This is a genomic window from Bacteroides sp. ET225 (assembly GCF_024733745.1).
Taxonomy (GTDB): Bacteria; Bacteroidota; Bacteroidia; order Bacteroidales; family Bacteroidaceae; genus Phocaeicola; species Phocaeicola excrementipullorum.
This window is the reverse complement of sequence record NZ_JANRHN010000041.1, coordinates 1-21364: the sequence shown is the minus strand read 5'-3', so window position 1 is coordinate 21364 and position 21364 is coordinate 1. Positions and strand designations below refer to the sequence as shown.

37 protein-coding genes and 1 pseudogene are annotated in these 21364 nt (G+C 42.9%); 34 read left to right on the top strand and 4 right to left on the bottom strand.

Annotated elements, in window-relative coordinates:
- Positions 1-116 precede the first annotated feature (116 nt).
- The 4 genes and pseudogenes from NW212_RS13475 to NW212_RS13460 form a co-directional block, all read right to left on the bottom strand.
- Positions 117-500 (bottom strand): annotated as a pseudogene (locus tag NW212_RS13475) (tyrosine-type recombinase/integrase); the annotation flags it as partial.
- Between the two features lie 131 nt (positions 501-631).
- Positions 632-1270 carry a nucleotidyl transferase AbiEii/AbiGii toxin family protein gene (locus NW212_RS13470; RefSeq protein ID WP_258339156.1) on the bottom strand — a complete coding sequence of 213 codons (639 nt, stop codon included), beginning with the start codon at positions 1268-1270 and terminating at the stop codon, positions 632-634.
- Positions 1267-1599, bottom strand: a complete 333-nt coding sequence (locus tag NW212_RS13465; RefSeq protein ID WP_258339155.1) for a hypothetical protein — start codon at positions 1597-1599, stop codon at positions 1267-1269. The genes NW212_RS13470 and NW212_RS13465 overlap by 4 nt, the downstream gene beginning before the upstream one ends.
- 177 nt (positions 1600-1776) lie before the next feature.
- On the bottom strand, positions 1777-2409 hold the full coding sequence (locus tag NW212_RS13460; protein WP_258339154.1) for an HU family DNA-binding protein: 633 nt from the start codon (positions 2407-2409) through the stop codon (positions 1777-1779).
- Positions 2410-2681: 272 nt separating this feature from the next.
- Here NW212_RS13460 and NW212_RS13455 point away from each other — a divergent pair, with 272 nt between their 5' ends.
- The 34 genes from NW212_RS13455 (at position 2682) to rplQ (ending at position 21310) form a co-directional block, all read left to right on the top strand.
- The gene (locus tag NW212_RS13455; protein WP_258339153.1) at positions 2682-3002 is read left to right on the top strand and encodes a DUF3467 domain-containing protein; all 321 of its coding nucleotides are present in this window, start codon (positions 2682-2684) and stop codon (positions 3000-3002) included.
- Positions 3003-3185: 183 nt separating this feature from the next.
- Complete coding sequence (gene rpsL / locus NW212_RS13450) at positions 3186-3590, top strand: 30S ribosomal protein S12 (RefSeq protein ID WP_258339152.1); 405 nt, start codon at positions 3186-3188, stop codon at positions 3588-3590.
- A 146-nt stretch (positions 3591-3736) separates the two neighbouring features.
- Positions 3737-4213, top strand: a complete 477-nt coding sequence (gene rpsG / locus NW212_RS13445) for a 30S ribosomal protein S7 (protein WP_258339151.1) — start codon at positions 3737-3739, stop codon at positions 4211-4213.
- Positions 4214-4237: 24 nt separating this feature from the next.
- Entirely contained in the window at positions 4238-6355 is a 2118-nt protein-coding gene (fusA, locus tag NW212_RS13440; protein WP_258339150.1) for an elongation factor G, read from the top strand.
- Positions 6356-6454: 99 nt separating this feature from the next.
- On the top strand, positions 6455-6760 hold the full coding sequence (gene rpsJ / locus NW212_RS13435) for a 30S ribosomal protein S10 (protein WP_005941888.1): 306 nt from the start codon (positions 6455-6457) through the stop codon (positions 6758-6760).
- 20 nt (positions 6761-6780) lie between these two features.
- Complete coding sequence (rplC, locus tag NW212_RS13430; RefSeq protein WP_258339149.1) at positions 6781-7398, top strand: 50S ribosomal protein L3; 618 nt, start codon at positions 6781-6783, stop codon at positions 7396-7398.
- Positions 7398-8027: a 50S ribosomal protein L4 gene (gene rplD, locus NW212_RS13425; protein ID WP_258339148.1), complete on the top strand. Its 630-nt coding sequence runs from the start codon at positions 7398-7400 to the stop codon at positions 8025-8027. Before rplC ends, rplD begins: the two co-directional genes overlap by 1 nt.
- Before the next feature lie 19 nt (positions 8028-8046).
- Positions 8047-8337: a 50S ribosomal protein L23 gene (rplW, locus tag NW212_RS13420; RefSeq protein ID WP_258339147.1), complete on the top strand. Its 291-nt coding sequence runs from the start codon at positions 8047-8049 to the stop codon at positions 8335-8337.
- 7 nt (positions 8338-8344) lie between these two features.
- Positions 8345-9166, top strand: coding sequence for a 50S ribosomal protein L2 (gene rplB, locus NW212_RS13415; RefSeq protein WP_258339146.1), 822 nt, complete (start codon positions 8345-8347; stop codon positions 9164-9166).
- 25 nt (positions 9167-9191) lie between these two features.
- Positions 9192-9461: a 30S ribosomal protein S19 gene (gene rpsS / locus NW212_RS13410; RefSeq protein ID WP_258339145.1), complete on the top strand. Its 270-nt coding sequence runs from the start codon at positions 9192-9194 to the stop codon at positions 9459-9461.
- Between the two features lie 40 nt (positions 9462-9501).
- On the top strand, positions 9502-9909 hold the full coding sequence (gene rplV / locus NW212_RS13405; RefSeq protein WP_258339144.1) for a 50S ribosomal protein L22: 408 nt from the start codon (positions 9502-9504) through the stop codon (positions 9907-9909).
- Between the two features lie 7 nt (positions 9910-9916).
- Positions 9917-10648 carry a 30S ribosomal protein S3 gene (rpsC, locus tag NW212_RS13400; protein ID WP_258339143.1) on the top strand — a complete coding sequence of 244 codons (732 nt, stop codon included), beginning with the start codon at positions 9917-9919 and terminating at the stop codon, positions 10646-10648.
- A gap of 21 nt (positions 10649-10669) precedes the next feature.
- Positions 10670-11101, top strand: coding sequence for a 50S ribosomal protein L16 (gene rplP, locus NW212_RS13395; RefSeq protein WP_258339142.1), 432 nt, complete (start codon positions 10670-10672; stop codon positions 11099-11101).
- Positions 11102-11107: 6 nt separating this feature from the next.
- Entirely contained in the window at positions 11108-11302 is a 195-nt protein-coding gene (gene rpmC / locus NW212_RS13390) for a 50S ribosomal protein L29 (RefSeq protein WP_258339141.1), read from the top strand.
- A 10-nt stretch (positions 11303-11312) separates the two neighbouring features.
- On the top strand, positions 11313-11570 hold the full coding sequence (gene rpsQ / locus NW212_RS13385) for a 30S ribosomal protein S17 (protein WP_258339140.1): 258 nt from the start codon (positions 11313-11315) through the stop codon (positions 11568-11570).
- Between the two features lie 2 nt (positions 11571-11572).
- Positions 11573-11938 (top strand): 50S ribosomal protein L14, encoded by a 366-nt coding sequence (gene rplN, locus NW212_RS13380; protein WP_258339139.1) that lies wholly within the window; start codon positions 11573-11575, stop codon positions 11936-11938.
- Between the two features lie 22 nt (positions 11939-11960).
- Positions 11961-12284, top strand: coding sequence for a 50S ribosomal protein L24 (gene rplX, locus NW212_RS13375; protein ID WP_258339138.1), 324 nt, complete (start codon positions 11961-11963; stop codon positions 12282-12284).
- Entirely contained in the window at positions 12284-12841 is a 558-nt protein-coding gene (rplE, locus tag NW212_RS13370) for a 50S ribosomal protein L5 (RefSeq protein WP_258339163.1), read from the top strand. The genes rplX and rplE overlap by 1 nt, the downstream gene beginning before the upstream one ends.
- Positions 12842-12847: 6 nt before the next feature.
- Positions 12848-13147 (top strand): 30S ribosomal protein S14, encoded by a 300-nt coding sequence (gene rpsN / locus NW212_RS13365; RefSeq protein ID WP_258339137.1) that lies wholly within the window; start codon positions 12848-12850, stop codon positions 13145-13147.
- Positions 13148-13200: 53 nt separating this feature from the next.
- Positions 13201-13599: a 30S ribosomal protein S8 gene (rpsH, locus tag NW212_RS13360; RefSeq protein WP_258339136.1), complete on the top strand. Its 399-nt coding sequence runs from the start codon at positions 13201-13203 to the stop codon at positions 13597-13599.
- 16 nt (positions 13600-13615) lie between these two features.
- A complete protein-coding gene (rplF, locus tag NW212_RS13355; protein ID WP_258339135.1) occupies positions 13616-14185 on the top strand; it encodes a 50S ribosomal protein L6 in 570 nt (189 codons plus the stop codon).
- A 21-nt stretch (positions 14186-14206) separates the two neighbouring features.
- Positions 14207-14548 carry a 50S ribosomal protein L18 gene (gene rplR, locus NW212_RS13350; protein ID WP_258339134.1) on the top strand — a complete coding sequence of 114 codons (342 nt, stop codon included), beginning with the start codon at positions 14207-14209 and terminating at the stop codon, positions 14546-14548.
- A gap of 6 nt (positions 14549-14554) precedes the next feature.
- Positions 14555-15070 carry a 30S ribosomal protein S5 gene (rpsE, locus tag NW212_RS13345; protein ID WP_258339133.1) on the top strand — a complete coding sequence of 172 codons (516 nt, stop codon included), beginning with the start codon at positions 14555-14557 and terminating at the stop codon, positions 15068-15070.
- A gap of 10 nt (positions 15071-15080) precedes the next feature.
- Entirely contained in the window at positions 15081-15257 is a 177-nt protein-coding gene (gene rpmD / locus NW212_RS13340; protein ID WP_258339132.1) for a 50S ribosomal protein L30, read from the top strand.
- Between the two features lie 30 nt (positions 15258-15287).
- Positions 15288-15734 (top strand): 50S ribosomal protein L15, encoded by a 447-nt coding sequence (gene rplO / locus NW212_RS13335; RefSeq protein ID WP_258339131.1) that lies wholly within the window; start codon positions 15288-15290, stop codon positions 15732-15734.
- Between the two features lie 4 nt (positions 15735-15738).
- Complete coding sequence (gene secY, locus NW212_RS13330) at positions 15739-17082, top strand: preprotein translocase subunit SecY (protein WP_258339130.1); 1344 nt, start codon at positions 15739-15741, stop codon at positions 17080-17082.
- A gap of 12 nt (positions 17083-17094) precedes the next feature.
- Complete coding sequence (gene map, locus NW212_RS13325) at positions 17095-17892, top strand: type I methionyl aminopeptidase (RefSeq protein ID WP_258339129.1); 798 nt, start codon at positions 17095-17097, stop codon at positions 17890-17892.
- Between the two features lie 2 nt (positions 17893-17894).
- On the top strand, positions 17895-18113 hold the full coding sequence (infA, locus tag NW212_RS13320) for a translation initiation factor IF-1 (protein ID WP_178542651.1): 219 nt from the start codon (positions 17895-17897) through the stop codon (positions 18111-18113).
- 14 nt (positions 18114-18127) lie between these two features.
- Positions 18128-18244: a type B 50S ribosomal protein L36 gene (gene ykgO / locus NW212_RS13315; RefSeq protein WP_005645768.1), complete on the top strand. Its 117-nt coding sequence runs from the start codon at positions 18128-18130 to the stop codon at positions 18242-18244.
- A gap of 35 nt (positions 18245-18279) precedes the next feature.
- A complete protein-coding gene (gene rpsM, locus NW212_RS13310) occupies positions 18280-18660 on the top strand; it encodes a 30S ribosomal protein S13 (protein ID WP_258339128.1) in 381 nt (126 codons plus the stop codon).
- An 11-nt stretch (positions 18661-18671) separates the two neighbouring features.
- Positions 18672-19061, top strand: a complete 390-nt coding sequence (gene rpsK, locus NW212_RS13305; protein ID WP_258339127.1) for a 30S ribosomal protein S11 — start codon at positions 18672-18674, stop codon at positions 19059-19061.
- A gap of 114 nt (positions 19062-19175) precedes the next feature.
- A complete protein-coding gene (gene rpsD, locus NW212_RS13300) occupies positions 19176-19781 on the top strand; it encodes a 30S ribosomal protein S4 (RefSeq protein WP_258339126.1) in 606 nt (201 codons plus the stop codon).
- An 11-nt stretch (positions 19782-19792) separates the two neighbouring features.
- A complete protein-coding gene (locus NW212_RS13295; protein WP_258339125.1) occupies positions 19793-20785 on the top strand; it encodes a DNA-directed RNA polymerase subunit alpha in 993 nt (330 codons plus the stop codon).
- Between the two features lie 3 nt (positions 20786-20788).
- The gene (gene rplQ, locus NW212_RS13290) at positions 20789-21310 is read left to right on the top strand and encodes a 50S ribosomal protein L17 (RefSeq protein ID WP_258339124.1); all 522 of its coding nucleotides are present in this window, start codon (positions 20789-20791) and stop codon (positions 21308-21310) included.
- The last annotated feature ends 54 nt before the right edge of the window (positions 21311-21364 follow it).

Genomic DNA, 21364 nt, shown 5'->3' with positions numbered 1-21364 from the left:
GTGTTTTTTGTGGTAATTAAATCCACTTTTTTGCGGCATTTCATTCGGTATTTTTGCTGTATTTTATTCCGTATTTTTGCGGCATTCTGCTTGGTATTCTTGCGGTAAAGGTTGCATCAGTTAGATAAATCAACCATCAACTCCATCCTCTCCTCTTCGCTTAAGCCCTTCAGCATCTCCAACAAAGCTTTCTTATCTACAACTGGGGCAGTTTCTTTAGGCTTCTCATTAAGCAAATAATAATTGTACTCCAACATCTTCGCAAGAGGATAGGCACCTATATAGTTGGAAGTGATGTCACTGCCACCACTATGCCCCATGCTGTCGCTTATATATTTATAAGGTACGACACCTGAATTATTGAGATTGGTAGCAAAGCTATGTCTTGCCCATGTTGGTGATGGTGTTTGTTCCAATCCTATGAGTTTAGCGACTTTTGTCATGTGCTCACGTATATATCTGTTATAACGTCGGATAACCCATATTTCCTGTTCAGGGGTGTCCAATATTTCTTTCTGACACTCTTAAAAGATGAAATAAGATAAATTGAAAATTAGACAAGAGGAATGAGGACTTTTTAGAAGCAAGTCCATTTTTATAGGGTGATTCAGAAAAAATCTAATTTATGAAACTATCTCAAACACGACTTGATATAGTCTTCTATTTCTTGGGCAGTGACAGCATACACAGGTGCAAGCTGTTCAAAGTGTGCATCTCTTGCGAAGCGGTTGCCATTGGTCAGCATGGCAAGCAGATTCTTGGATTTAAGCCGATGCCCTGAATAGGAAAGAGCTAAAGATATTAGTTCATTGATAGAAACACCAGACTTTAGGATGGAGTAAATATCATAATAGTCACGGAAGTTGCTCCTGCGCAACATGACCTCCATCTTCATAGCTCCAATGGCTTTTACATCAGCCAATCGTACATGATTCAAGTAATCCACAGGCTTATCAACAGGAGAATACTTCGGACAGGCATAAAAGGAGAATTTCACTCCAGCCACCACATACTCCACATGGTCTATGTCCAAAATGTCTTTATGTTGGATTTCGCCAACAGTGGCAAGCTCTTTCTCTATCTGGTAACATGCCACTTCCATCTTTTCAGTTTTGGAAGTCCGCCATTTCATAAAGTCCAAATCTTCACTTTGGCGTGTACCTATCTGCAAGGACAAGGCAGTACCACCCACCAAAAGATAGGGCTTGATGCAGTCTAATTTAGAAACCGCTTCAAAGATTTGTCGGGTGTGTGGTGCTAAACCTTTCATGCAAGCATCTTATTTAGGTGACGGGTAGCCATAGACTTTATATAGGCATCCGGCTTCTTCGCCTTGAAATAGTACCAAGCAAAGAAGCGGTTCAATGTGTAGAGATATTCCTCTTGCGGGATAAGGTAATCCAGCCATACCTGCTTTATCTTCTTAAAAGGATAAATCAGGAAAAGCTGGTTGATTTCATCCAAGTCAAGATGCAACAAGGTCTTTTCAATCAGCATATCATCGGGAATATCCTTGATTGAATCCTCATTGTACGACCAAAAGCAATGCTCCTGCTTTAGCTTCGCCAATAGTTCTTGTTTGATTGCATCATTTGACATAACACATGTCTATTAGAATACCACAAAATTAGTGATTATTCCTGTTGAGAACAAATAAAAAGGTGAGAATGTTGCGCATATCTTATCATCAGATTTTTTCAATCTTGGCATACTTATAAGAGCCCATTAGCAGGTTTGCAAGCGCTTGTCTTCTATGGGATGGGGTAGAGGTGCCGGCTATTCCGGCAAGATGAAGATCTTGTGCGGAGCACGCCCCTTTGTCCCCAGTTTCTTTTCCTTGACCCATTTCTGCAAATCCCTAAGTGCTTTGGATTTCAGCAGGCCGGTCATTTCGCCGTATTCGGTACGGGTGATGGACGGGTTTGACTTCAGGTATGCTTCCAGCTTCTCCCATCTTGACTCCTCGGTGGAGGTTCTGCTCTCTTGAAACCTGCATTCTTTTCTGGCTCTTTCAATCTGGCCTGAGCATCCGTTGCTGAATGTGCGTGAAGCTCTGAAGTTTACTCCAGCGAATTCGACCGACTGAGCGTTCCGTTTGGACGGATCTGTCACCATGCGTTTGGCCTCCAGACGTGCTGAGGCAAACCCGATGTTTCCGACTTGTACATGGTAGCCTTGTGAGATGTAGTGCAAGATCCATCTTTCCATCTCTGTCATTATTCCGATCACATCCCCCGTCTTGAAGCTGGAAGCTCTGGAGATCTGTTCGGCCAGTTCCTGAAACGACAACGTCCCTTTCGAAACTATTTGGGGATAGAAGCTCTTGCCGTTTTCTTGGCTTTCCGCCGTTTCGCTTTGTTCGGGGTCCTTGAAAGAAGGTTTTTTTCTGAAATCATACTGTGCAGGCATAGGCATTTGGGTTGAATTGTTTGAAAAATATTACAGTCCAGCACGTGAACCGTATGGTCCATATAGGTGATCCGTACGGTTCGCATGTATGAACCATATAGACCAGCACGTGAACCGTAGAATGTCTTCAGCAAATATAATGAATTTTTCGCGCGAAGTCAAGTGCTTTGCTCCCTGCCGCTGCAATTTTCTGCTTTCTCCGTTTTTGAAATCCTAACTTTTTCTTTAAATTTGTCCCTGCAAACTTGAAACCAATTATAAAGACAATAATCATGGAAAACGAAAACAAGAACCAGCTTCAGATTGAGCTGAAGGAAGAAGTTGCAAAGGGAACCTATGCAAACCTTGCTATACTGACACATTCTACATCAGAGTTCATCATTGATTTTGTGGCCATTATGCCCGGTCTGCCTAAAGCCAGCGTGCAGTCGCGAATCGTCATGACGCCCGAACATGCCAAGCGCCTTCTCTTTGCCTTGCAGGACAATGTGGCGAAATATGAAAAGACTTTCGGAACGATCCGCATGCCCGAACAGCAGCAGGGCGGCAAAACTTTTGTTCCGCCGTTGAGCGATTTCAAGGGAGAGGCTTAAAAAAGTATAAAATAATCAGCTTGAGGTCCGATTGCCGTCTTTTTTCGGCGGGTCGGACCTTTTTTATTATAAAACAGTTTGTCTATTAAAAAGTTATTTGTAATTTTGCAGCCCGAAATGCGTAGTTTCGCTTGGATTGGAAAAACAATAAACAAAATATATAACAATTAAAAATCAAACAAAATGCCTACTATTCAACAGTTAGTAAGAAAAGGAAGAAAGGTTTTGGTTGAGAAGAGTAAATCGCCGGCACTCGATTCATGTCCGCAAAGACGTGGCGTTTGCGTGCGTGTTTACACTACAACTCCGAAGAAACCGAATTCAGCAATGCGTAAAGTTGCCCGTGTGCGTCTGACAAACTCTAAGGAAGTGAACTCTTACATCCCGGGTGAAGGACACAACCTGCAGGAACACTCAATCGTATTGGTTCGCGGCGGTCGTGTGAAAGACCTTCCGGGTGTGCGCTATCACATTGTTCGCGGTACATTGGATACAGCGGGTGTGGCTGGCCGTACACAAAGACGTTCCAAATACGGCGCTAAGCGTCCGAAACCAGGACAGGCTCCGGCAGGAAAAGGCAAGAAGTAATTGTTTGCTGAGTACAATCCTAGACAAAACTTTTTATTAATCCGTTTTGGTTTGTTGGAAAAAGCTTTAAGGTTGAGTAAATGTCTCGGAGGAGATGTTGAAGTAAACATGATGCAGCCCCAAACTGAACATTATTATCAAACAAAATGAGAAAAGCAAAACCAAAGAAACGCGTGATCCTTCCGGATCCGGTTTACAGTGACGTAAGAGTTTCCAAGTTCGTTAACCATCTGATGTATGATGGAAAGAAGAACAAGTCGTATGAAATCTTTTACGGAGCGATGAAAACGATTGAGAACAAGCTTCCGGGTGAAGAAAAATCAGCATTGGAAGTGTGGAAAAAGGCTTTGGAAAACGTAACTCCGCAAATCGAAGTTAAGTCCCGCCGCATCGGTGGAGCGACTTTCCAGGTTCCTACTGAAATCCGTCCCGAACGTAAAGAGTCAATCTCCATGAAGAACTTGATTTCTTTCGCGCGCAAGCGTGGAGGCAAGTCGATGGCTGACAAGCTGGCAGCAGAAATCCTTGACGCTTACAATGAACAGGGAGGTGCTTTCAAACGTAAAGAGGATATGCACCGTATGGCCGAAGCTAACCGTGCATTCGCTCATTTCAGATTCTAATTAACACTTTAATAAGGATTTAAGATGGCTAAACATGATTTGCATTTGACCCGTAATATCGGTATCATGGCTCACATCGATGCCGGTAAGACGACAACTTCAGAACGTATTCTGTTCTACACCGGTTTGACCCACAAGATTGGTGAAGTTCACGACGGTGCGGCTACTATGGACTGGATGGAGCAGGAGCAGGAACGTGGTATCACTATCACTTCTGCAGCTACTACTACGTACTGGACTTATGCGGGCAACAAATATAAAATTAACTTGATTGACACTCCGGGACACGTTGACTTTACTGCTGAGGTTGAACGTTCTCTGCGTGTGCTTGACGGTGCGGTGGCTACTTATTGTGCTGTCGGCGGCGTTGAGCCGCAGTCGGAAACTGTATGGCGCCAGGCTGACAAGTACAATGTTCCGCGTATCGGTTATGTCAATAAGATGGACCGTTCGGGTGCCGACTTCTTTGAAGTTGTCCGCCAGATGAAGGACATTCTGGGCGCTAACCCGTGTCCGGTGGTAATTCCTATCGGTGCTGAGGAAAACTTCAAGGGTCTTGTCGATCTGATCAAGATGAAGGCGATTTATTGGCACGATGAAACCATGGGCGCTGACTATGAGGTTGATGACATCCCGGCTAACTTGATTGACGAAGCTCAGGAATGGAGAGACAAGATGCTGGAAAAGGTTGCTGAATTTGATGAAGCGCTGATGGAGAAGTATTTTGATGATCCTTCCACAATCACTGAAGAAGAAATCCTCCGTGCCTTGCGTGCCGGAACCTTGAAGATGGAAATCGTGCCGATGCTGTGCGGTTCTTCATTCAAGAACAAGGGTGTGCAGACTTTGCTTGACTATGTGTGCGCATTCCTGCCATCTCCGCTGGACACTCCGAACATTGTAGGTACCAACCCGGCTACCGGTGCTGAAGAAGACCGCAAGCCGGATGAAAACGAAAAGACTTCGGCTTTGGCATTCAAGATTGCCACTGACCCGTATGTAGGACGTCTGACTTTCTTCCGTGTTTACTCAGGTAAGGTTGAAGCAGGTTCTTATATCTACAACTCTCGTTCGGGCAAGAAGGAACGTGTTTCCCGTCTGTTCCAGATGCACTCTAACAAGCAGAATCCGGTTGACGTGATCAGCGCAGGTGATATCGGTGCAGGTGTAGGTTTCAAGGATATCCGTACGGGTGATACGCTGTGCGACGAAACAGCTCCGATTGTACTGGAGTCTATGGACTTCCCGGAACCGGTTATCGGTATCGCAGTAGAGCCGAAGACTCAGAAAGACTTGGACAAGCTGTCTAACGGTTTGGCTAAGCTGGCTGAAGAAGACCCGACATTTACTGTACGTACAGACGAGCAGACCGGCCAGACTATCATCTCTGGTATGGGCGAGCTTCACTTGGATATCATTATCGACCGTCTGAAACGCGAGTTCAAGGTTGAATGTAACCAAGGCCGTCCGCAGGTTAACTATAAGGAAGCCATCACCAAGACAGTTGAACTTCGTGAGGTTTACAAGAAGCAGTCGGGTGGTCGCGGTAAGTTTGCCGACATCATTGTATCGGTAGGCCCGGTTGACGAAGACTGGAAGCAGGGCGGTCTGCAGTTCGTTGATGAAGTGAAGGGCGGTAACGTGCCTAAGGAATTCATTCCTTCTGTGCAGAAAGGATTCCAGACAGCCATGAAGAACGGTGTGTTGGCCGGCTTCCCGCTTGATTCGCTGAAAGTCGTTCTGAAAGACGGTTCGTTCCACCCGGTTGACTCTGACCAGCTCTCGTTCGAAATCTGTGCCATCCAGGCCTACAAGAACGCTTGCGTTAAGGCAGGTCCGGTGCTGATGGAGCCGATCATGAAGCTGGAAGTTGTAACTCCGGAAGAAAACATGGGTGACGTGATCGGTGACTTGAACAAGCGCCGCGGTCAGGTTGAAGGTATGGAAACCAGCCGTTCGGGTGCCCGCATCGTGAAGGCTATGGTTCCGCTGGCAGAAATGTTCGGATACGTGACGGCGTTGCGTACCATCACTTCGGGCCGTGCAACCTCTTCAATGACTTACGATCACCATGCGCAGGTTTCTTCTTCAATTGCCAAGGCAGTGCTCGAGGAAGTTAAGGGACGTGCGGATCTGGTGTAATATCTGAAAAATAAATTGAAGCTGATGAGGGTTAGCGAATGACTCTTAACCCTCAAGCTTCATTTTCTTGTTATATTAATTTTAAATGTTGGAAAACAAATGAGTCAAAAAATCAGAATCAAATTGAAATCTTACGATCACAATCTGGTTGACAAGTCAGCAGAAAAGATCGTAAAGACAGTAAAGGCTACGGGTGCTATCGTAAGCGGTCCGATTCCATTGCCTACACACAAGCGTATCTTTACAGTTAACCGTTCAACTTTCGTGAACAAGAAATCTCGCGAACAGTTTGAGCTGAGCTCTTACAAACGTCTGATTGACATTTATAGCTCAACGGCAAAAACGGTAGACGCTTTGATGAAGCTGGAATTGCCGAGCGGAGTAGAAGTAGAAATTAAAGTTTAATGTATTAAAAATTAACTGAAATGCCAGGATTATTAGGAAAGAAAATCGGAATGACATCCGTTTTCAGTGCTGATGGTAAGAATGTACCATGCACTGTTATCGAAGCTGGTCCTTGTGTGGTTACTCAGATTAAAAATGTAGAAAAAGATGGCTATGCAGCTGTTCAGTTGGGCTTCCAGGACAAGAAGGATAAGCACACAACCAAGCCGCTGATGGGTCACTTTAAGAAAGCCGGAGTAACGCCCAAGAGACACTTGGCCGAGTTCAAAGATTTCTCAGAAGAATTGAATTTGGGTGACACAATTACCGTAGAACTGTTCAACGACTCAGCTTATGTTGACGTTATCGGTACTTCTAAAGGTAAAGGTTTCCAGGGTGTTGTAAAACGCCACGGATTTGGTGGTGTAGGTCAGAGCACACACGGTCAGCACAACCGCGCCCGCAAGCCGGGTTCTATCGGTGCTTGTTCGTATCCTGCAAAAGTATTTAAGGGAATGCGCATGGCCGGCCGTATGGGTGGTGACAGAGTGACTACTCACAACTTGCAAGTATTAAAAGTTATACCCGAGCACAACCTGCTGTTGATCAAGGGTTCAGTTCCGGGTTACAAAGGTTCAATCGTAATAATTGAGAAATAATGGAAGTTAATGTATTAAATATTAAGGGTGAGGATACCGGAAGAAAGGCTGTCTTGAATGATGCTGTTTTCGGGATTACACCGAATGATCACGCTATCTATCTGGACGTGAAGCAGTACTTGGCTAACCAGCGTCAGGGTACTCACAAGTCAAAAGAAAGAAGCGAAGTCAGTGGTTCTACCAGAAAGTTGGGTCGTCAGAAAGGTGGAGGCGGTGCTCGCCGCGGTGATATCAATTCTCCGCTTTTGGTAGGTGGCGGACGCGTGTTCGGTCCGAAGCCTCGTGACTATTCTTTCAAGCTGAACAAGAAGCTGAAAGTTCTTGCTCGCAAGTCAGCTCTGTCATATAAGGCACAGAACAACAGCATTATAGTTGTAGAAGACTTCTCTTTTGAAGCTCCTAAGACTAAAGAATTTATAAATGTTGTGAATAATCTGAAAGTAACTGGCAAGAAACTTCTTATGGTTTTGCCGGAAGCGAATAAAAACGTATATTTGTCCGCTCGTAACTTAGAGCGTACTAATATGGCAATTGCTTCTGCGCTGAATACATACACTGTATTGAACGCGGAAACTATTGTTGTGACTGAGAATGCGTTGAAAGCTATCGAGGAAACGTTGGTTAAATAATAAAAGAGGCTGAAGAATTATGAGAATAATCATTAAACCGCTAGTTACAGAAAAGATGACGCGCCTTACTGACAAGCTGAATCATTTCGGCTTTGTGGTGCGTCCGGACGCTAACAAGCTTGAGATCAAGCGTGAAATCGAGGCTTTATATAACGTGACAGTTGTGTCTGTAAATACAATGCGCTATATGGGCAAGAACAAGACACGCTATACCAAATCCGGCCTTATCAAGGGCCGCGCAAACGCTTACAAGAAAGCGATTGTAACCTTGAAGGAAGGCGACACTATTGATTTTTACAGCAATATTTAAATAGAAGATGGCAGTACGTAAATTTAAGCCCACAACACCGGGGCAAAGACACAAGATTATTGGTACTTTTGAAGAGATTACTGCATCGGTACCAGAAAAATCTCTTGTACGCGGGATGCGTTCTACAGGTGGTCGTAACAACGACGGAAAGATGACAATGCGCTATATTGGCGGCGGTCACAAGAGAAAATATCGTTTGATTGACTTCAAGAGAAACAAAGACGGTGTTCCAGCAGTCGTGAAGACAATTGAATACGATCCGAACCGTTCGGCTCGTATCGCTTTGCTGTTTTATGCTGATGGTGAAAAGAGATACATCATTGCTCCTAATGGATTGCAAGTCGGCACTACTTTGATGTCAGGACCGGACGCAGCGCCTGAGATTGGTAATACGCTTCCGCTCGAAAACATCCCGGTGGGTACGGTGATTCATAACATTGAGTTGCACCCCGGTCAAGGAGCTGTGCTTGTAAGATCGGCTGGTAATTTTGCTCAGTTGACTTCTCGCGAAGGCAAGTATTGCGTTATCAAATTGCCTTCAGGTGAGTTGAGAAAGATTTTATGTACTTGTAGAGCTACTGTCGGTAGCGTCGGGAATTCAGACCATGCGCTGGAGTCTTCGGGTAAGGCCGGACGTTCACGCTGGCTGGGACGTCGCCCGCACAACCGTGGTGTGGTAATGAACCCTGTTGATCACCCGATGGGTGGTGGTGAAGGTCGTCAGTCCGGAGGTCATCCGAGATCTCGTAAGGGATTGTATGCTAAGGGCTTGAAGACTAGATCACCGAAGAAGCAGTCGTCTAAGTATATAATCGAGAGAAGAAAGTAAAAACAACTGATTAATTGAGTAATTTATGAGTCGTTCATTAAAAAAAGGTCCGTATATTGACGTAAAACTGGAAAAGAAAGTGCTTGCGATGAATGAAAGCGGCAAGAAGTCAGTTGTTAAGACATGGGCCAGAGCTTCAATGATTTCGCCTGATTTTGTCGGGCATACAATTGCAGTTCATAACGGTAACAAATTTATTCCTGTTTATGTTACTGAAAACATGGTTGGACACAAGTTGGGAGAGTTCGCTCCGACACGTACATTCCGTGGTCATGCAGGTAACAAGAAAAAATAATGACAGGATTGCTTGTTGAAACAAAAAAGTAATAAAAATAATGGGAGCAAGAAAAAGAATATCGGCTGAAAAAATTAAGGAAGCCCGTAAAACCATGTATTTTGCAAAATTGCGGAATGTGCCTACTTCTCCTCGGAAAATGCGCCTTGTGGCTGACATGATTCGTGGTATGGAGGTGAACAGAGCGCTGGGTGTGCTGAAGTTCTCTACAAAAGAGGCTTCTATCAGACTTGAAAAGCTGTTGCGCTCTGCAATCGCAAACTGGGAACAGAAAAACGAACGTAAGGCCGAAGACGGCGAATTGTTTGTGACTACGATTTTTGTTGACGAAGGAGTGACTCTGAAAAGAATGAGACCGGCTCCGCAGGGTAGAGGTTACAGAATTCGCAAACGTTCTAATCACGTGACTTTGTTCGTGGGATCAAAGAATACTAATGATAAAAATTGAGATCTAGATGGGACAGAAAGTTAATCCGATAAGCAACCGTTTAGGAATTATCAGAGGATGGGATTCTAATTGGTACGGTGGCAAGAACTATGGTGATGCTTTGTTGGAAGACAGCAAAATCCGTAAATACCTGAATGCCAGACTTGCAAAAGCCAGCGTTTCAAGAATTGTAATAGAACGTACTCTCAAGCTTGTGACTATCACAGTTTGCACTGCTCGTCCGGGTCTTATCATTGGTAAAGGTGGTCAGGAAGTTGATAAGTTGAAAGAGGAGTTGAAGAAGATTACCGACAAGGATATCCAGATCAATATCTTCGAAGTGAAGAAACCTGAACTTGACGCTGTGATCGTAGCTAACAACATCGCCCGCCAGGTTGAAGGCAAAATCGCTTACCGCCGTGCCATCAAGATGGCTATCGCTAACACGATGCGTATGGGTGCCGAAGGTATCAAGGTTTTGATTTCCGGTCGTTTGAACGGCGCTGAAATGGCTCGTTCTGAAATGTATAAGGAAGGACGCACGCCGTTGCATACTTTCCGTGCAGACATCGATTATTGTCACGCTGAAGCCTTGACAAAAGTTGGTCTGTTGGGTATCAAGGTATGGATTTGCCGCGGTGAGGTTTATGGCAAGCGTGAGCTTGCGCCGAACTTCGTTCAGACAAAAGAGAACAGCGGACGTGGCGGCAACAACAATGGTGGAAAGAATTTCCGCAGAAAGAAAAACAACAATCGCTAACGAATTTGAATTTTAGGAATTATGTTACAACCGAAAAAGACAAAATTCAGAAGACAGCAGAAAGGCAGCGCAAAGGGTATCGCCCAGAGAGGCCATCAGTTGGCTTTCGGAAGCTTTGGTATCAAGTCTTTGGAAACAAGATGGATTACCGGTCGTCAGATTGAAGCTGCCCGTATTGCTGTGACAAGATATATGCAACGTCAAGGTCAGATTTGGATTCGCATCTTCCCTGACAAGCCTATTACTCGCAAGCCTGCAGATGTGCGTATGGGTAAAGGAAAAGGTAACCCCGAAGGATTTGTGGCTCCTGTTACTCCTGGACGCATTCTCATTGAGGTGGAAGGTGTTTCCTTTGATGTGGCGAAAGAAGCTTTGCGTCTTGCCGCTCAGAAACTTCCAGTTACTACTAAGTTTATTGTAAGACGTGATTACGACGCAAGTCAAAATGTTTAATGAGTTATGAAGATTGCAGAAATTAGACAGTTGCCGACTAACGAATTGGCTGAACGTGTGCAGACAGAGGAGATGAACTACAAGCAGATGCTGCTGAATCATGCGATTTCTCCGCTTGAAAATCCTGCTCAGATTAAAACTTTGCGCAGAACTATTGCGCGCATGAAGACAGTATTGCGTCAGAGAGAACTTAATAAATAAAATTGGTCTCATGGAAGGTAGAAATTTAAGAAAAGAAAGAACGGGTGTTGTAGTGAGCAACAAGATGGACAAGACTATTGTCGTTGCTACCAGATTTAAGGAGAAACACCCTATTTATGGCAAATTCGTCGCTAAGACGAAGAAATATCATGCTCACGATGAGAAGAATGACTGCCAGATCGGCGATACTGTCCGTATTATGGAAACTCGTCCTTTGAGCAAGACTAAGAGATGGAGATTGGTTGAAATTATTGAAAGAGCTAAATAATTATGATACAGGCAGAATCCAGACTTACAGTATGTGACAACAGTGGCGCAAAGGAAGCTCTCTGCATCCGCGTACTCGGCGGAACAGGGCGACGTTACGCTTCTGTAGGGGATGTGATTGTCGTTTCTGTAAAGAGCGTCATCCCCTCAAGTGATATTAAAAAAGGTGCAGTATCAAAGGCTTTGATTGTACGTACAAAGAAAGAAATTCGTCGTGCTGACGGTTCTTACATTCGTTTTGATGACAATGCTTGCGTTTTGCTGAACAATGCAGGCGAAATTCGTGGAAGCCGTATCTTCGGCCCCGTTGCCCGTGAGTTGCGTGCAGTAAACATGAAAGTCGTTTCTTTGGCACCTGAAGTACTTTAATTTTGTAAAAGATTCAAAAGTAATGAGTAAGTTACATATTAAAAAAGGCGATATAGTTTACGTGAACTCCGGTGATGACAAAGGCAAAACTGGACGTGTGTTGAAAGTTCTCGTTAAGGAACAGCGCGCTGTGGTTGAAGGTATCAATATGGTATCTAAGAGAACTAAGCCGAGTGCTAAGAATCCTCAGGGTGGTTTGGTGAAGATGGAGGCCCCTGTGCACATCTCTAATCTGAACCCGTTGGATCCTAAGACAGGAAAGCCGACTCGTATCGGGAGAAGAGAAAGTTCTGACGGAAGAACATTTGTTCGTTACGCTAAAAAATCAGGAGAGGAGATTAAATGATGAGTAATACTGCAAGCCTTAAGAAAGAATATGCAGAGCGCATTGCTCCTGCGTTGAAGAATAAATTCCAGTATTCTTCGCCCATGCAAATTCCCGTACTCAAGAAGATTGTGATTAATCAGGGCTTGGGTATGGCTGTTAATGACAAGAAGATTATTGATGTCGCTATTAACGAGCTGACTGCCATCACTGGACAGAAAGCTGTGGCTACCGTTTCACGCAAGGATATCGCTAACTTCAAGTTGCGTAAGCAGATGCCGATCGGTGTTATGGTGACTTTGCGCCGTGACAGAATGTATGAATTCCTTGAAAGACTGGTTCGCGTCGCTTTGCCGCGTATCCGCGACTTCAAAGGCATTCAGAGTAAGTTTGACGGTAAAGGTAATTATACCCTCGGTATTGAGGAACAGATTATTTTCCCGGAAATAAACATCGACAATATCACTAAGATTCTTGGTATGAACATAACTTTTGTTACTTCTGCCAAAACAGATGAAGAGGGTTATGAGCTGCTGAAGGAATTCGGTTTACCGTTTAAAAACGCACAAAAAGATTGATAGATTATGGCAAAAGAATCAATGAAGGCTCGTGAGGTTAAAAGAGCCAAGCTTGTTGCAAAGTATGCTGAGAAGCGTGCTGCGTTGAAGAAGATTGTGAATTCAGGCGACCCTGTTGCTGCTTTTGAAGCTGCTCAGAAACTTCAGAAACTGCCTAGAAATTCCAACCCGATTCGTTTGCACAACCGTTGCAAACTGACAGGTCGTCCCAGAGGATATATGCGTCAGTTTGGCATTTCACGTATTCAGTTCCGTGAAATGGCTTCTAACGGTTTGATTCCAGGCGTTAAGAAAGCTAGCTGGTAATTTTTTTATTAAATATTGTCAGGGTAGTCCTGATTAATTTAACAATTTATTTTATGACAACAGATCCAATCGCAGATTATCTCACAAGATTGAGAAATGCAATCAGTGCTAAGCACAGAGTTGTGGAAGTACCTGCTTCAAATTTGAAAAAGGAAATAACCAAGATCCTTTTTGACCAGGGGTACATTCTGAACTATAAGTTTATTGAAGATGGTCCTCAGGGTACTATCAAGGTAGCTTTGAAGTATGATGCAGTTAGTAAGGAAAATGCTATCAAGAAGCTGCTGAGAGTATCTACTCCGGGTATGCGTAAGTATACTGGCTATAAAAACATGCCGAGAGTAATTAATGGATTAGGTATTGCTATTTTATCTACATCCAAAGGTGTCATGACAAACAAGGAAGCCGCAAAGCTGAAAATTGGCGGCGAAGTTCTTTGCTTTGTATATTAATGTAGGAGGATAAACGATGTCAAGAATAGGTAAATTACCCGTTGTTATTCCTGCCGGAGTTACTGTTACTCTTAAGGATAACGTAGTGAATGTTAAAGGCCCGAAAGGTGAGTTGAGCCAGTTTGTGGATCCTTCGATCAGCGTTGAAATTGTTGACGGCCATGTTATTCTGAAAGAAAGAGAAGACGCTCTGGTGGATAATCCTAAGCAGCGTCATGCTTTCCACGGCCTGTATCGTGCGTTGGTTCATAATATGGTTGAAGGTGTGTCCAAAGGCTATAGAAAAGAACTGGAACTCGTAGGTGTCGGTTATCGCGCATCAAATAACGGCAACGTTATTGATTTCGCTCTGGGCTATACGCATAACATCTTTATGCAGTTGCCTCCTGAAGTTAAAGTTGAAACTAAGTCTGAAAGAAATAAGAATCCTCTTATTATATTGGAATCTTGTGACAAGCAGCTGCTTGGTCAGGTTTGTGCAAAAATTCGTTCTTTCCGTAAGCCTGAACCTTATAAAGGTAAAGGTATCAAGTTTGTTGGCGAAGAAATTCGGAGAAAGTCTGGTAAATCAGCTGGCGCTAAGTAATTCACATAAAATTGCATTATTATGACAACAAAAATGAATAGACGGATTAGAATCAAATATAGAATTCGTAAGAAAATATCAGGTACACCTGAACGTCCGCGAATGAGTGTTTTTAGAAGCAACAAGCAGATTTATGTTCAAGTCATCGATGACTTGAGCGGAACAACACTGGCTGCAGCTTCTTCTTTGGGCATGGATAAAATGCCGAAGAAGGAACAGGCTGCCAAAGTGGGTGCATTGATTGCCCAGAAAGCTCAGGAAGCTGGTATTACGACTGTCGTATTCGACCGTAATGGTTACTTGTATCATGGGAGAGTAAAAGAGGTTGCAGATGCTGCACGTAACGGTGGACTTAAATTTTAATTGATTATGGCAGTTTATAATAGAGTTAAGATAACTAACGATATTGAGTTAAAAGACAGATTGGTTGCCATCAACCGTGTGACCAAGGTGACTAAAGGTGGTAGAACTTTCAGCTTTTCTGCTATTGTAGTCGTTGGAAACGAAGACGGTATCATTGGTTGGGGACTTGGAAAGGCAGGTGAAGTTACTGCGGCTATCGCTAAAGGAGTAGAAGCTGCCAAGAAGAATCTTACTCGTGTTCCTATCATCAAAGGTACTGTGCCTCATGAACAAACCGCAAAATTTGGCGGTGCTAATGTATTCATCAAGCCGGCATCTACCGGTACCGGTGTTGTTGCCGGAGGTGCGATGCGTGCAGTTTTGGAGAGTGTAGGCGTTACGGATGTCCTTGCTAAGTCAAAAGGTTCTTCCAACCCTCATAATCTGGTTAAAGCTACAATTCTGGCTTTGAATGAAATGAGAGATGCCCGCACAATCGCGCAGGTTCGTGGTATCAGTTTGGACAAAGTTTTTAGAGGATAAGGAGGTATTCATGGCAACTATTAAGGTTAAGCAGATTAAGAGTAGAATTGGTTCTCCCATCGATCAGAAGAGAACTTTGGATTCACTTGGACTTAAGAAGATGAATCATGTAGTTGAAGTGGAAGATACACCTTCTATTTTGGGAATGATTCGTAAAGTGCGTCATTTGGTTCAAGTGGTTAAGTAATATATTGTTAATAGATAAAGATTTTACAATATGAATTTAAGTAGTTTACGTCCTGCTCAAGGTTCCAATAAAGCCAGAAAACGTATCGGTCGTGGTCCGGGTTCAGGCATGGGTGGAACTTCTACTAGAGGACATAAAGGAGCTAAATCAAGATCAGGTTATTCAAAGAAGATTGGTTTTGAAGGAGGTCAGATGCCTCTCCAGCGTCGCGTTCCGAAATTTGGTTTCAAGAATATCAACCGTGTTGAATACAAAGCTGTTAACCTCGATGCTCTTCAGAAACTTGCAGAAGCTAAGAATCTGACAAAAGTAGGTGTTAATGACTTTATTGAAGCAGGTATTATTTCTTCTAATCAGTTAGTGAAAGTTCTTGGTAACGGTAGTTTAACTATCAAGCTTGATGTTGAAGCTAATGCTTTTTCAAAAAGTGCGGTAGCTGCAATCGAAGCCGTAGGTGGTAATGCAGTAAAACTCTGATTCAATGATACGATCTATTGAAACATTAAAAAATATATGGAAAATTGAGGATCTAAGAAAACGGATCCTCATTACTATATTGTTTGTTGCAATTTACAGGTTCGGTTCATTCGTGGTTCTTCCGGGAATAAATCCTGACATGTTGTCCAAATTGCACGAACAGACGAGCGAAGGTCTTCTTGCCTTGTTGAATATGTTTTCCGGAGGTGCCTTTTCTAATGCTTCAGTTTTTGCACTGGGTATTATGCCGTACATCTCGGCTTCAATTGTCATTCAGTTGCTGGCCATAGCTGTACCATACTTCCAGAAGCTTCAGCGTGAAGGTGAAAGCGGCCGTAGAAAAATAAATCAGTATACTCGTATTCTGACTATCATTATTCTCGTATTCCAAGCTCCTTCATACCTGATTAATTTAAAGATGCAAGCAGGTCCGGCTCTTAATGCTTCATTAGATTGGACTTTCTTTATTATAACTTCAACTTTAATCCTTGCAGGTGGCAGCATGTTCATACTGTGGCTGGGTGAACGAATTACAGACAAGGGTATAGGCAATGGTATTTCTTTGATCATTATGGTTGGTATCATTGCTCGTCTGCCTCAGTCTTTTTCGGGTGAGTTCGTTTCACGGCTTGCTTCGCCGGGTGCCGGTGGTATCATCATGTTCCTTATCGAGCTGGTATGCCTTCTGCTTGTGATTGCGGCTGCCATTATGTTGGTTCAGGGGGTTCGGAAGGTTCCTGTTCAATACGCCAAACGTATCGTCGGCAATAAGCAGTACGGCGGAGCCAGACAGTATATTCCTCTGAAGGTGAATGCAGCAAATGTGATGCCTATTATTTTTGCGCAGGCAATCATGTTTATACCTATTACTATCGTAGGTTTCTCGAACGTTGAAAATGCCAGCGGGATAGCCAGAGCGTTGATTGATCATACCAGTTTCTGGTACAATCTGGTATTTGCAGCATTGATTATTGTATTTACCTATTTTTATACGGCGATTACAATCAACTCAAATCAGATGGCAGAGGATATGAAGCGTAATAATGGCTTTATTCCTGGAATCAAACCAGGCAAAAATACAGCGGAGTATCTTGATACCATTATGTCAAGAATCACGCTGCCTGGTTCTATATTCTTGGCTATCATTGCAATCTTGCCTGCATTTGCCGGCCTCTTTGGCGTTCAGGCTGAGTTTTCACAGTTCTTTGGCGGAACTTCACTGCTTATTCTTGTCGGAGTTGTGCTTGACACGCTGCAGCAGGTTGAAAGTCATTTGTTGATGCGCCATTATGATGGTCTTCTCAGTTCAGGAAGAATCAAGGGACGTGCGAATGTCGGTGCTTACTAATTTAATGCTGTGATGATTTATCTCAAAACAGATGATGAAATAGAGCTTCTTCGTCAGAGTAATCTGCTTGTCGGCAGAACTCTGGCTGAAGTGGCAAAAAACATAAAGCCGGGCGTTACCACTAAGCAACTGGATAAGATTGCTGAAGAATTTATTCGCGATAATGGAGCCGTTCCTACCTTTAAGGGGGTTACAAGTCCTTATGGGCCTCCCTTTCCAGGTTCAATTTGTGCTTCCGTTAATGATGTGGTTGTTCATGGGATTCCTAATGACATACCATTGAAGGAGGGAGATATAGTTTCTATTGATTGCGGTACTTCTTTGAATGGGTTTTGCGGTGATTCAGCTTATACGTTTTGTGTAGGTGAGGTTGATGAGGAAGTGATGAAGCTGTTGAGAACTACAAAAGAGGCGCTCTATCTCGGGATTCAAAAAGCGGTTCATGGCAACAGAGTCGGTGATATAGGATGTGCTGTCCAAGATTGTTGCGAGGCACACAACTATGGAGTTGTCCGCGAATTGGTAGGACATGGTATCGGAAAGGAAATGCATGAAGATCCTCCGGTGCCAAACTACGGAAGAAAAGGTACGGGTCCTCTCTTGAAGCGGGGGATGTGTATCGCTATCGAACCGATGGTTTGTCAGGGTGAGCGTAATATCTATATGATGAATGACGGCTGGACCATCAGGACGCAAGATAAGAAAATGGCGGCTCATTTCGAACATACAGTTGCTGTAGGTTTGGGTAAGGCTGAGATTTTATCATCTTTTGAGTATATAGAACAAGTATTAGGAGATAAAGCAATTTAAATATGGCAAAGCAATCAGCTATTGAACAAGATGGAGTTATTGTTGAAGCATTGTCTAACGCAATGTTTCGAGTTGAACTGGAAAACGGACACGAGATCACTGCCCATATTTCTGGTAAAATGAGAATGCATTACATTAAAATACTTCCTGGAGATAAAGTAAAGGTAGAGATGTCACCTTATGATTTGTCGAAAGGAAGAATCGTTTTTAGATACAAATAAAAGAATAGAAAGATATGAAAGTAAGAGCATCATTAAAGAAACGTACGCCGGAATGCAAAATTGTTAGACGTAAGGGCCGTTTGTATGTTATTAACAAGAAAAATCCTAAGTATAAACAACGTCAAGGATAATTTATTATTTTTGCAAAAAAAATAATTTGTAGTATATGGCTATAAGAATAGTTGGTGTAGATTTGCCTCAGAACAAAAGAGGTGAGATTGCGTTAACATACATTTATGGTATCGGACGCAGCAGTTCAGCAAAAATTTTGGATAAGGCCGGCATTGACCGTGACCTGAAAGTTAAGGATTGGACCGATGAGCAGGCGGCTAAAATTCGTGAGATTATAGGCGCTGAGTACAAAGTTGAGGGTGATTTACGTTCCGAAGTCCAGTTGAACATCAAACGTTTGATGGATATTGGTTGCTATCGTGGCATACGTCACCGTCTTGGCCTTCCCGTGAGAGGACAGAGCACAAAAAACAATGCGCGTACGCGTAAGGGAAGAAAGAAAACAGTTGCAAATAAGAAAAAAGCTACTAAATAATAATTGTTGATATGGCAAAAAAAACAGTCGCAGCTAAAAAAAGAAATGTCAAGGTTGATGCAAATGGACAGTTGCATGTTCATTCTTCATTCAACAACATCATTATTTCTTTAGCAAACAATGAAGGTCAGGTGATTTCTTGGTCTTCAGCAGGAAAGATGGGATTTAGAGGTTCCAAGAAGAACACTCCTTATGCAGCGCAGATGGCTGCTCAGGATTGCGCAAAGGTGGCGTATGATTTGGGCCTGAGAAAGGTTAAAGCTTATGTGAAAGGTCCTGGAAACGGACGTGAGTCTGCTATCAGAACTGTTCATGGTGCGGGTATTGAAGTTACTGAAATTGTTGACGTTACTCCATTGCCACACAATGGTTGTCGTCCTCCGAAAAGAAGAAGAGTGTAATTAAGATAACCTGTTTTCAGATGTAACTTGATTTTGTTTAATGGATTGCATTTCCTTTCTGTAATCGCGGCTGCAACAAATTGAGTTCATTTTAACAATTAAATTAGAAGAAAAATGGCTAGATATACTGGACCAAAATCAAAAATTGCCCGTAGATTCGGTGAGGCAATTTTCGGAGCTGATAAAGTTTTGTCAAAGAAAAACTATCCTCCCGGTCAGCATGGAAATTCTCGTCGCAGAAAGACCTCTGAATACGGTATCATGTTGGCTGAAAAGCAAAAAGCTAAATATACTTACGGTGTTCTCGAAAGACAATTCCGTAATCTGTTTGAAAAGGCAGCCCGTAAAAACGGTATTACCGGTGAGCTGTTGCTTCAAAGCCTTGAATGTCGTTTGGACAACGTTGTGTTCCGTTTGGGTATTGCGCCTACTCGTGCTGCAGCGCGTCAGCTGGTTAACCACAGACACATTACTGTGGATGGAAAGGTAGTTGGTATTCCTTCATTTGCAGTTAAGCCGGGTCAGGTGATAGGTGTTCGTGAAAAATCCAAGTCGCTTGAAGTGATTGCAGATTCTTTGGCTGGATTCAATCATAGCAAATACCCTTGGTTGGAATGGGATGATAACTCAAAGACAGGTAAGCTGTTGCATATTCCTGAAAGAGCAGACATTCCTGAAAACATTAAAGAACACTTGATCGTTGAATTGTACTCTAAATAATAATTAATTTCATGGCGATATTAGCATTTCAAAAACCTGATAAAGTATTAATGTTGGAAGCGGATTCAAAATTCGGAAAATTTGAATTTCGTCCGCTTGAGCCCGGTTTCGGTATTACCGTAGGTAATGCTTTACGCCGTATTCTCCTTTCTTCTCTGGAGGGATATGCCATCAATACGATACACATTGATGGCGTTGAGCATGAATTTGCTACCATACCAGGCGTTAAGGAAGATGTAACTAACATTATCTTGAATCTGAAGCAAGTCAGATTCAAGCAGATAGTTGAGGAATTCGAAAATGAGAAGGTGAGCATTACCGTTGAGAATTCTACTGAGTTTAAGGCAGGTGATATAGGTAAGTATTTGACCGGATTTGAAGTGTTAAATCCTGAATTAGTTATTTGCCATTTAGATTCAAAAGCAACTATTCAGATGGATGTTACCATTAACAAAGGCCGCGGATATGTGCCCGCTGATGAAAATCGCGAATTCTGCACCGATGTTAATGTAATACCTATCGATTCAATCTATACTCCTATTCGTAATGTAAAGTATTCAGTTGAAAATTATCGTGTTGAACAGAAGACCGATTATGAAAAGCTGATCCTTGAAATTACAACAGATGGTTCCATTCATCCGAAGGAGGCGTTGAAAGAGGCTGCTAAGATTCTGATTTATCACTTCATGTTGTTCTCGGATGAGAAGATTACTCTTGAAACATCTGATGCAGACGGCAATGAGGAATTTGATGAAGAAGTTTTGCATATGCGCCAATTGTTAAAAACTAAGTTGGTTGATATGGACTTGTCAGTTCGTGCTTTGAATTGTTTGAAGGCTGCCGATGTGGAAACGCTTGGCGACTTGGTACAGTTCAATAAAACCGATCTGTTGAAGTTCCGTAACTTCGGTAAGAAATCGCTCACTGAGCTTGATGATTTGCTTGAGAGTCTGAATCTTTCGTTTGGAACAGATATTTCTAAGTATAAATTAGATAAAGAATAAAAAATGAGACACAATAAAAAATTCAATCATTTAGGTCGTACCGCTTCTCATAGACATGCAATGTTGGCTAATATGGCATGTTCTTTGATTAAGCATAAAAGAATTACTACGACTGTCGCAAAGGCGAAGGCTCTGAGAAAGTATGTTGAGCCGCTGATTACGAAATCAAAGGAGGATACTACTCATTCGCGTCGCGTTGTATTCAGCTATTTGCAGGACAAATATGCTGTTACAGAACTTTTCAAAGAAATTTCAGTAAAGATCGGTGATCGTCCGGGCGGTTATACTCGTATTATCAAAACCGGCCATCGTTTGGGTGATGCTGCTGAAATGTGTTTTATCGAGTTGGTAGATTTCGATGAAAATATGGCTAAGGCAGCAGTTAAGAAAACGACACGTACTCGTCGTTCGAAGAAATCTTCTGCAGCTGTTGAAGCTAAAGCGGCTGAAGAAACTTCGGCTGCTGAAGCTTCAGAAGAGGTTTCTGCTGTTCCTGCACAGGAAGAAGCACCTAAGGCTGAATAACGGATTCGTTTTATACACGATAAAAGAAGGTGTGTCAAAAAGCACACCTTCTTT

What these genes read in the sequence shown, in the direction of transcription:
- NW212_RS13470 (WP_258339156.1), bottom strand. Translation starts at nt 1,270, where the DNA reads ATGAAAGGTTTAGCACCACACACCCGACAAATCTTTGAAGCGGTTTCT.
- NW212_RS13465 (WP_258339155.1), bottom strand. Translation starts at nt 1,599, where the DNA reads ATGTCAAATGATGCAATCAAACAAGAACTATTGGCGAAGCTAAAGCAG.
- NW212_RS13460 (WP_258339154.1), bottom strand. Translation starts at nt 2,409, where the DNA reads ATGCCTGCACAGTATGATTTCAGAAAAAAACCTTCTTTCAAGGACCCC.
- NW212_RS13455 (WP_258339153.1), top strand. Translation starts at nt 2,682, where the DNA reads ATGGAAAACGAAAACAAGAACCAGCTTCAGATTGAGCTGAAGGAAGAA.
- rpsL (WP_258339152.1), top strand. Translation starts at nt 3,186, where the DNA reads ATGCCTACTATTCAACAGTTAGTAAGAAAAGGAAGAAAGGTTTTGGTT.
- rpsG (WP_258339151.1), top strand. Translation starts at nt 3,737, where the DNA reads ATGAGAAAAGCAAAACCAAAGAAACGCGTGATCCTTCCGGATCCGGTT.
- fusA (WP_258339150.1), top strand. Translation starts at nt 4,238, where the DNA reads ATGGCTAAACATGATTTGCATTTGACCCGTAATATCGGTATCATGGCT.
- rpsJ (WP_005941888.1), top strand. Translation starts at nt 6,455, where the DNA reads ATGAGTCAAAAAATCAGAATCAAATTGAAATCTTACGATCACAATCTG.
- rplC (WP_258339149.1), top strand. Translation starts at nt 6,781, where the DNA reads ATGCCAGGATTATTAGGAAAGAAAATCGGAATGACATCCGTTTTCAGT.
- rplD (WP_258339148.1), top strand. Translation starts at nt 7,398, where the DNA reads ATGGAAGTTAATGTATTAAATATTAAGGGTGAGGATACCGGAAGAAAG.
- rplW (WP_258339147.1), top strand. Translation starts at nt 8,047, where the DNA reads ATGAGAATAATCATTAAACCGCTAGTTACAGAAAAGATGACGCGCCTT.
- rplB (WP_258339146.1), top strand. Translation starts at nt 8,345, where the DNA reads ATGGCAGTACGTAAATTTAAGCCCACAACACCGGGGCAAAGACACAAG.
- rpsS (WP_258339145.1), top strand. Translation starts at nt 9,192, where the DNA reads ATGAGTCGTTCATTAAAAAAAGGTCCGTATATTGACGTAAAACTGGAA.
- rplV (WP_258339144.1), top strand. Translation starts at nt 9,502, where the DNA reads ATGGGAGCAAGAAAAAGAATATCGGCTGAAAAAATTAAGGAAGCCCGT.
- rpsC (WP_258339143.1), top strand. Translation starts at nt 9,917, where the DNA reads ATGGGACAGAAAGTTAATCCGATAAGCAACCGTTTAGGAATTATCAGA.
- rplP (WP_258339142.1), top strand. Translation starts at nt 10,670, where the DNA reads ATGTTACAACCGAAAAAGACAAAATTCAGAAGACAGCAGAAAGGCAGC.
- rpmC (WP_258339141.1), top strand. Translation starts at nt 11,108, where the DNA reads ATGAAGATTGCAGAAATTAGACAGTTGCCGACTAACGAATTGGCTGAA.
- rpsQ (WP_258339140.1), top strand. Translation starts at nt 11,313, where the DNA reads ATGGAAGGTAGAAATTTAAGAAAAGAAAGAACGGGTGTTGTAGTGAGC.
- rplN (WP_258339139.1), top strand. Translation starts at nt 11,573, where the DNA reads ATGATACAGGCAGAATCCAGACTTACAGTATGTGACAACAGTGGCGCA.
- rplX (WP_258339138.1), top strand. Translation starts at nt 11,961, where the DNA reads ATGAGTAAGTTACATATTAAAAAAGGCGATATAGTTTACGTGAACTCC.
- rplE (WP_258339163.1), top strand. Translation starts at nt 12,284, where the DNA reads ATGAGTAATACTGCAAGCCTTAAGAAAGAATATGCAGAGCGCATTGCT.
- rpsN (WP_258339137.1), top strand. Translation starts at nt 12,848, where the DNA reads ATGGCAAAAGAATCAATGAAGGCTCGTGAGGTTAAAAGAGCCAAGCTT.
- rpsH (WP_258339136.1), top strand. Translation starts at nt 13,201, where the DNA reads ATGACAACAGATCCAATCGCAGATTATCTCACAAGATTGAGAAATGCA.
- rplF (WP_258339135.1), top strand. Translation starts at nt 13,616, where the DNA reads ATGTCAAGAATAGGTAAATTACCCGTTGTTATTCCTGCCGGAGTTACT.
- rplR (WP_258339134.1), top strand. Translation starts at nt 14,207, where the DNA reads ATGACAACAAAAATGAATAGACGGATTAGAATCAAATATAGAATTCGT.
- rpsE (WP_258339133.1), top strand. Translation starts at nt 14,555, where the DNA reads ATGGCAGTTTATAATAGAGTTAAGATAACTAACGATATTGAGTTAAAA.
- rpmD (WP_258339132.1), top strand. Translation starts at nt 15,081, where the DNA reads ATGGCAACTATTAAGGTTAAGCAGATTAAGAGTAGAATTGGTTCTCCC.
- rplO (WP_258339131.1), top strand. Translation starts at nt 15,288, where the DNA reads ATGAATTTAAGTAGTTTACGTCCTGCTCAAGGTTCCAATAAAGCCAGA.
- secY (WP_258339130.1), top strand. Translation starts at nt 15,739, where the DNA reads ATGATACGATCTATTGAAACATTAAAAAATATATGGAAAATTGAGGAT.
- map (WP_258339129.1), top strand. Translation starts at nt 17,095, where the DNA reads ATGATTTATCTCAAAACAGATGATGAAATAGAGCTTCTTCGTCAGAGT.
- infA (WP_178542651.1), top strand. Translation starts at nt 17,895, where the DNA reads ATGGCAAAGCAATCAGCTATTGAACAAGATGGAGTTATTGTTGAAGCA.
- ykgO (WP_005645768.1), top strand. Translation starts at nt 18,128, where the DNA reads ATGAAAGTAAGAGCATCATTAAAGAAACGTACGCCGGAATGCAAAATT.
- rpsM (WP_258339128.1), top strand. Translation starts at nt 18,280, where the DNA reads ATGGCTATAAGAATAGTTGGTGTAGATTTGCCTCAGAACAAAAGAGGT.
- rpsK (WP_258339127.1), top strand. Translation starts at nt 18,672, where the DNA reads ATGGCAAAAAAAACAGTCGCAGCTAAAAAAAGAAATGTCAAGGTTGAT.
- rpsD (WP_258339126.1), top strand. Translation starts at nt 19,176, where the DNA reads ATGGCTAGATATACTGGACCAAAATCAAAAATTGCCCGTAGATTCGGT.
- NW212_RS13295 (WP_258339125.1), top strand. Translation starts at nt 19,793, where the DNA reads ATGGCGATATTAGCATTTCAAAAACCTGATAAAGTATTAATGTTGGAA.
- rplQ (WP_258339124.1), top strand. Translation starts at nt 20,789, where the DNA reads ATGAGACACAATAAAAAATTCAATCATTTAGGTCGTACCGCTTCTCAT.